This window comes from Gordonia sp. i37 (assembly GCF_002043085.1).
Lineage (GTDB): Bacteria > Actinomycetota > Actinomycetes > Mycobacteriales > Mycobacteriaceae > Gordonia > Gordonia polyisoprenivorans.
The window spans coordinates 1-5,498 of the sequence record NZ_MVPX01000056.1 but is presented as its reverse complement, the minus strand read 5'-3'; the positions used below and the strand labels follow the sequence as shown (position 1 = coordinate 5,498).

The 5,498-nt window shown below is 66.3% G+C and carries 7 protein-coding genes; 4 read left to right on the top strand and 3 right to left on the bottom strand.

What is annotated here, in order from left to right:
• Positions 1-65: 65 nt before the first annotated feature.
• From B1964_RS31525 to B1964_RS02175, 3 genes are all read right to left on the bottom strand, one after another.
• Positions 66-344, bottom strand: a complete 279-nt coding sequence (locus tag B1964_RS31525) for a hypothetical protein (protein ID WP_366664251.1) — start codon at positions 342-344, stop codon at positions 66-68.
• 107 nt (positions 345-451) lie between these two features.
• Positions 452-1,234: an enoyl-CoA hydratase gene (locus tag B1964_RS02180; RefSeq protein WP_079928629.1), complete on the bottom strand. Its 783-nt coding sequence runs from the start codon at positions 1,232-1,234 to the stop codon at positions 452-454.
• 68 nt (positions 1,235-1,302) lie between these two features.
• Positions 1,303-2,409, bottom strand: a complete 1,107-nt coding sequence (locus B1964_RS02175) for an enoyl-CoA hydratase/isomerase family protein (RefSeq protein WP_079928628.1) — start codon at positions 2,407-2,409, stop codon at positions 1,303-1,305.
• Between the two features lie 339 nt (positions 2,410-2,748).
• Here B1964_RS02175 and B1964_RS02170 point away from each other — a divergent pair, with 339 nt between their 5' ends.
• The 4 genes from B1964_RS02170 to B1964_RS02155 form a co-directional block, all read left to right on the top strand.
• Complete coding sequence (locus tag B1964_RS02170) at positions 2,749-3,273, top strand: MSMEG_0572/Sll0783 family nitrogen starvation response protein (protein ID WP_006371625.1); 525 nt, start codon at positions 2,749-2,751, stop codon at positions 3,271-3,273.
• A 34-nt stretch (positions 3,274-3,307) separates the two neighbouring features.
• Positions 3,308-4,198, top strand: a complete 891-nt coding sequence (locus B1964_RS02165) for a carbon-nitrogen hydrolase family protein (protein ID WP_079928627.1) — start codon at positions 3,308-3,310, stop codon at positions 4,196-4,198.
• On the top strand, positions 4,191-4,487 hold the full coding sequence (locus B1964_RS02160) for an MSMEG_0570 family nitrogen starvation response protein (protein WP_079928626.1): 297 nt from the start codon (positions 4,191-4,193) through the stop codon (positions 4,485-4,487). The genes B1964_RS02165 and B1964_RS02160 overlap by 8 nt, the downstream gene beginning before the upstream one ends.
• A 24-nt stretch (positions 4,488-4,511) precedes the next feature.
• Positions 4,512-5,498, top strand: a 987-nt coding sequence (locus B1964_RS02155; RefSeq protein WP_079928625.1) for an MSMEG_0569 family flavin-dependent oxidoreductase, incomplete at its 3' end; no start/stop codon positions are given.

Below are 5,498 nucleotides of genomic sequence, written 5' to 3'. Positions count from 1 at the left end.
ACATGCGCACCCTCAATCCGGAGGGGGCACTCACAACCTGAGCTCTCCGGAAAAGCCGGGGTGGATCAACCAACGCCGTCCGTTGGGCCCTCCTCGGGAACGGCCTCGATAACATCTGATCTGCACTTGGATTGTCTGAGATGCAACGAGGTAGACGCGGACGTTTCGGGTTCAGAACTGGATCTCACACTCAGTCCCGCCCGCATCACCACATAGGCGACGGTGATCTCCCCCTTCACCGAGACCGGTCGACGACCCGCCGCCACCATCGCGACATCCGGGTGTCTACTCAGAACACGATTGCTGTGACGGCGGTCGAGGATTCGGGCCGACTGGTCGGCCAACAATGTCGAGAACCGGGTGTCGTTCGTGGTGAGGACCAGTGTAGGCGCGGGCCTCGCACGGAAACGACCAACTCAGTGGAGACCCGCGAGCGGCGACGGCGTCGCGGTCACCGGTGGGTGAACCGCGGCTCCCGCTTCTCGACGAACGCGGCCATCCCCTCGGTTTGGTCATCGGTGGCGAAGGTCGAATAGAACAGCGCGCGTTCGGCGCGAACACCTTCGGTGAGGCTCGATTCGAAGGCGCGGTTCACCGCGTCCTTGGCCAGCGCGGTCGCGATCGCCGACTTCGACGCGATGGTCGCCGCGACGTCGAGTGCGGTGTCGAGCGCTTCCTCGGTGGGCACCACCCGCGACACCAGACCCATGCGTTCGGCCTCGTCGACCTTCATCTGCCGGCCCGTCAGCACCATGTCCATCGCCTTGGCCTTGCCCACCGCGCGGGTCAGGCGCTGCGATCCGCCGATGCCGGGGATGACACCGAGGTTGATCTCAGGCTGCCCGAAGACGGCGTTCTCGCCGGCGATGATCGTGTCGCACAGCATCGCCAGCTCACACCCGCCGCCCAGCGCGTACCCGGTCACGGCGGCGATGATGGGGGTTCGGCTGCGCGACAGCTCATCCCACGCACCGAAGAACGACTCGTTGACCACTTCGGCGTAGGTCTTCGGCGACATCTCCTTGATGTCGGCGCCGGCGGCGAACGCCTTCTGCGATCCGGTCAGCACGATCGCCCCGATACCCGCGTCCGCGTCGAACTCCTTGACCGCGGCGACCACCTCGGTCATCAGTTCGGTGTTGAGCGCGTTGAGTGCCTTGGGACGGTTGAGGGTGATGATGCCGACGCGATCGCGGCGCTCGATCAGGATCGTCTGCGGTTCGGTGGTGCTCATGGTGACTCCTTCGTCAATGGCTTCTTCGTCAATAGCTTCGGCGGCGGAGCTTCTCGTGCCGGGAAAGGTCAGGCGCCGGTGGGGGATTCGACCTCGAAGGTCAGTTCGACGTCGTCGGGCAGCGGCGCGAGGACCGCGTCGATCACGGAGTCGTCGATCGTGTCGGCAGGCCGCCAGACGGGGTTGCGGTCCTTGTCGATGACCTGCGCCCGGATACCCTCGGCGAGGTCGGGAAACAGCAACGAGCGCAACGACACCCGGTATTCACGGCGCAACGAATCAGCCAGTGTCGCGTCGTGCTGCGCCTCCCGCAGCGAACGCAGCGCCACCCGCAGGGCCAGTGGGCTTTTCGCGGCGATCCGTTCGGCGGTCTTCGTTGCGAAGTCCGAGCCGACGGCGCGGCATCGCGCGATGATCTCGTCGACGTCGTCGGCGGCGAAGGCCTCGGCGATCCACGATCGCTGCTCGATCAGCCCTGCGGCGGGCGGTTTGATCGAGAACTGGGCGAGCACCTCGGCGGCCGGCCGGTCGGCGAGCGCCGCGACGAGTTCGTCGAGTTTCTCGGCGGGCACGTAGTGGTCGGCGAGTCCGAGGGCGATCGCCTCGGCGCCGTCTATCGGTGCGGCCGTCAGCGCGAGGTAGGTGCCGAACTGGTCGAGGACCTGCGCGAGCAGATGGGTGCCGCCGACGTCGGGCACGAAGCCGATGCCGACCTCGGGCATCGCGAGTTTGGTGCGGTCGGTGACGACGCGGGTGTTGCCGTGGGCGGAGATCCCGACGCCGCCGCCCATGACGATGCCGTCCATGATCGCGACGTAGGGCTTGGGGTAGTTCGCGATGTACTCGTTGAGGAGGTATTCGTCGTGCCAGAAGCGTCCGGACGGGCTCGCCGCGGCGTCGTGGTCGTCGTGAGCGCCGCCACCGGCGTCGACGTTGCTGAGTTCGGCGCCGTCGCGGTGGATGGCGACGATGTCGCCGCCGGCGCAGAGGCCTCGCTCACCGGCCCCGGAGATCACCACGGTCTCGATCGCGTCGTCCCTCGCCCACGTGTGCAGCGCGTTGTCCATGGTCAGCGCCATCTCGTGGTCGAGGGCGTTGATCGATTTCGGGCGGTTGAGTATCAGGTGGGCCACCCGCCCCCGGCGTTCCGTACGGATCGACGCGTCGTCGGCCATCGGTTTCCTTCCCTCACGCTGTCACATGCTCGGCGCTGCTCGCCTGTCTACAATAGTTGCATATCCTAGTTTCTCCCCACACACAAGGTCCGGGCGCACGGGTCGTGCCTACCATGGGAACAGGCATCGGTGGCGCTCCAAGTCGGCCCACGGCCGTGTTACATGAATCGGCCGATCCCTTATTCCGCCGGTAACCACCACGCAATACTCGAGGTCTGAAATTGGTGGCAGGCGATCGACCGGCCCACGCCGACTCCGATCCCCGTTCACATCCCGGGCAACGTCGCCCACCCCCTCATTCGCCGCGCACACCAAGGCGCCGTCTCCACAGGAGAAGCCATGCCCGCATTCGACGAGACCATCACCGAGAACATCGCCGCCTCCCTCGCCGAGATCCCCCATCCCTCACTTCCCAAGGGCTCCAACATCTATGGCGGAACCAAGATCTTCCCCGATTACCAGGCGGAGAACGGCGAATCGTACTTCACCCTCGTCCACGGCATCGCCCACGAGTCATCGGTCTCGTTCGTCGCCGTCCTGCAGGCCACCCGGGCGCTGCGCAAAGGATTCGAGTCGGCCATCTACTTCTACGGGCCGGGCGCCATCAATTGCCTTGCCACCCGCGGCTTCCCGACCACCGGCGATTCGGGCTTCCCCGGCGAACAGAACATCAACGACTCCTTGGCGACCTTCATCTCCGAGGGCGGAACGGTCTTCTGCTGCCGGTTCGGGCTCGCCCTGCACGGCGGTCGCGAAGAGGACCTGATCGAGGGCGTGATCCCGGCACATCCGCTCGACGTGCAGGACGCGCTCATCCACTACGCCCGCAAGGGCGCGATCATCAACTCCACCTACATGGTGTGAGCCGGGTTCCGATGCCCACCACCAGGATCAGCTCATGACGACACTTGCCGCCGTCGCGGCCAACTTCACCCGCGATCTCGAGGACAATTATCGGGTGATCGCCGACCACGTCGAACGGGCCCGAGCAGCGGGAGTCGATTTCCTCGTCTTCCCCGAGGCCGCCATCGGCGGCTACCTCTCCTCGCTGGGCAATCACGGTGACACCGTCGCGACCACCAGTCGCTCACTGCCACCGGCCATTTCGCTCGACGGTCCGGAGATCAAGCGCGTTCAGGCGATCGGGGGCGACATGCTCATCGCGATCGGGTTCTGCGAGCTCGCCGAGGACGGGGTCACGCGGTACAACGCCGCAGCCGTTCTCGATGGGGATCGGATCTACGGCAGCTACCGCAAGGTGCATCAACCGCTGGGCGAGAACATGTCCTACTCGGCGGGCACCGAGTATGGGGTCTTCGATACTCCGGTCGGGCGCGTCGGCCTGCAGATCTGTTACGACAAGGCCTTTCCCGAAGCCGCACGCATCATGGCGCTGCAGGGAGCCGAGATCATCGCGAGTCTCTCGGCGTGGCCGGCCGCCCGCACCGCAACGGCGGAGAACCTGCAGGAAGACCGCTGGACCTACCGCTTCAATCTCTTCGATACCGCACGCGCACTGGACAATCAGGTCTTCTGGATCGCCGCCAACCAGTCCGGGACCTTCGGTTCGCTGCGGTACGTCGGCAACGCCAAGATCGTCGATCCCGGTGGCAACGTGCTGGATTCCACCCTCCTCGGCAGCGGGATGGCCGTCGCCGAGGTCGACATCGACGCCACCTTCACCGCCATGCGCGCCGGCATGTTCCATCTGCGCGACCGACGGCCCGATGCCTACGGGCTCATCACCGACACCGAGGCAGCCGCGTGGCGGGAACCCGCTCATGCCTGAGATGACCTTCGCGGTGCGCTGGCCGGACGGGCGTGTGCAGGAATGCTATTCACCGTCGCTGGTCGTTCACGACCATCTGAGCAGCGGGCACCACTACACGGTCGCCGAGTTCCGCGCCCGCAGCCTCGTCGCACTCGGTGAGGCGGCCGAACGCGTCCGTGCCACGTTCGGTTTCGCCTGCACGTCGGCAGCTGCGACGGCCGAGGCGATCACCGTCACCGCAACCGATTTCGCCGACGACGCCGTCGTCGAAGTCCTGAGCATGCACCCGCCGCTCCCCCACCCCTGAATCCCCACATCGTTCGGAGCTCCCATGAGCACTTCCGCCCATCCCCCGCACATCCCCGTCGTCATCGTCGGCGGCGGCCAGGCCGGCCTGTCGGTCAGTTGGTATCTCGGCAACGCACACATCGATCACGTCGTCATCGAGCGCGACACACCGATGCACGCCTGGGCCGATACCCGTTGGGACAACTTCACCCTCGTGACCCCCAACTGGCACTGCCGGCTGCCCGGTTACTCCTACGCCGGCGCCGACCCCGACGGGTTCATGACCCGCGACGAGGTGGTCGCCTGGCTCGCGGGCTGGCTGGAGACCTTCGAGCCGCCGCTGCGTACCCACACCACCGTGACGCGCCTGTCCCGGATCGCCGACGACCGATTCGAGCTGACCGTGAGCGGCGACGCCGGCGACGAGGTACTCACCTGCGATCAGGTGGTCATCGCCACCGGCGGCTATCCACTGCCCGTCGTCCCGGCGTTCGCCTCATCGCTCGATCCCGTTGTCACACAAATTCATTCCGAGCAGTACCGCAACGCCGATCAATTGCCCGAGGGCGCGGTACTCGTTGTCGGGTCCGGTCAGTCCGGCGCGCAGATCGCCGAGGATCTCCATCTCGCCGGCCGCGAGGTACATCTCGCGATCGGCAACGCTCCCCGGGTCGCGCGCACCTACCGTGGACGCGACTGCATGACGTGGCTGGCCGAGATGGGCCTCTACGACACCCCGGCGCAGGAGTATCCCGGCGGAAAAGCCGCCCGGGAGAAGACCAACCACTATGTCACCGGTCGCGATGGGGGCCGTGACATCGATCTGCGACGCTTCGCACTCGAGGGCATGCGGTTGTACGGCACCCTCATCGACGGCAAGGACTCGCACCTGCGATTCGCACCGACGCTGACCGCGGCCCTCGACAACGCCGATACGGTGTACAACTCGATCTGCGCCGACATCGACCGCCACATCGCGGCCAACGGCGTCGACGCACCCCCGCCGACCCGATACACCCCGGTGTGGCAA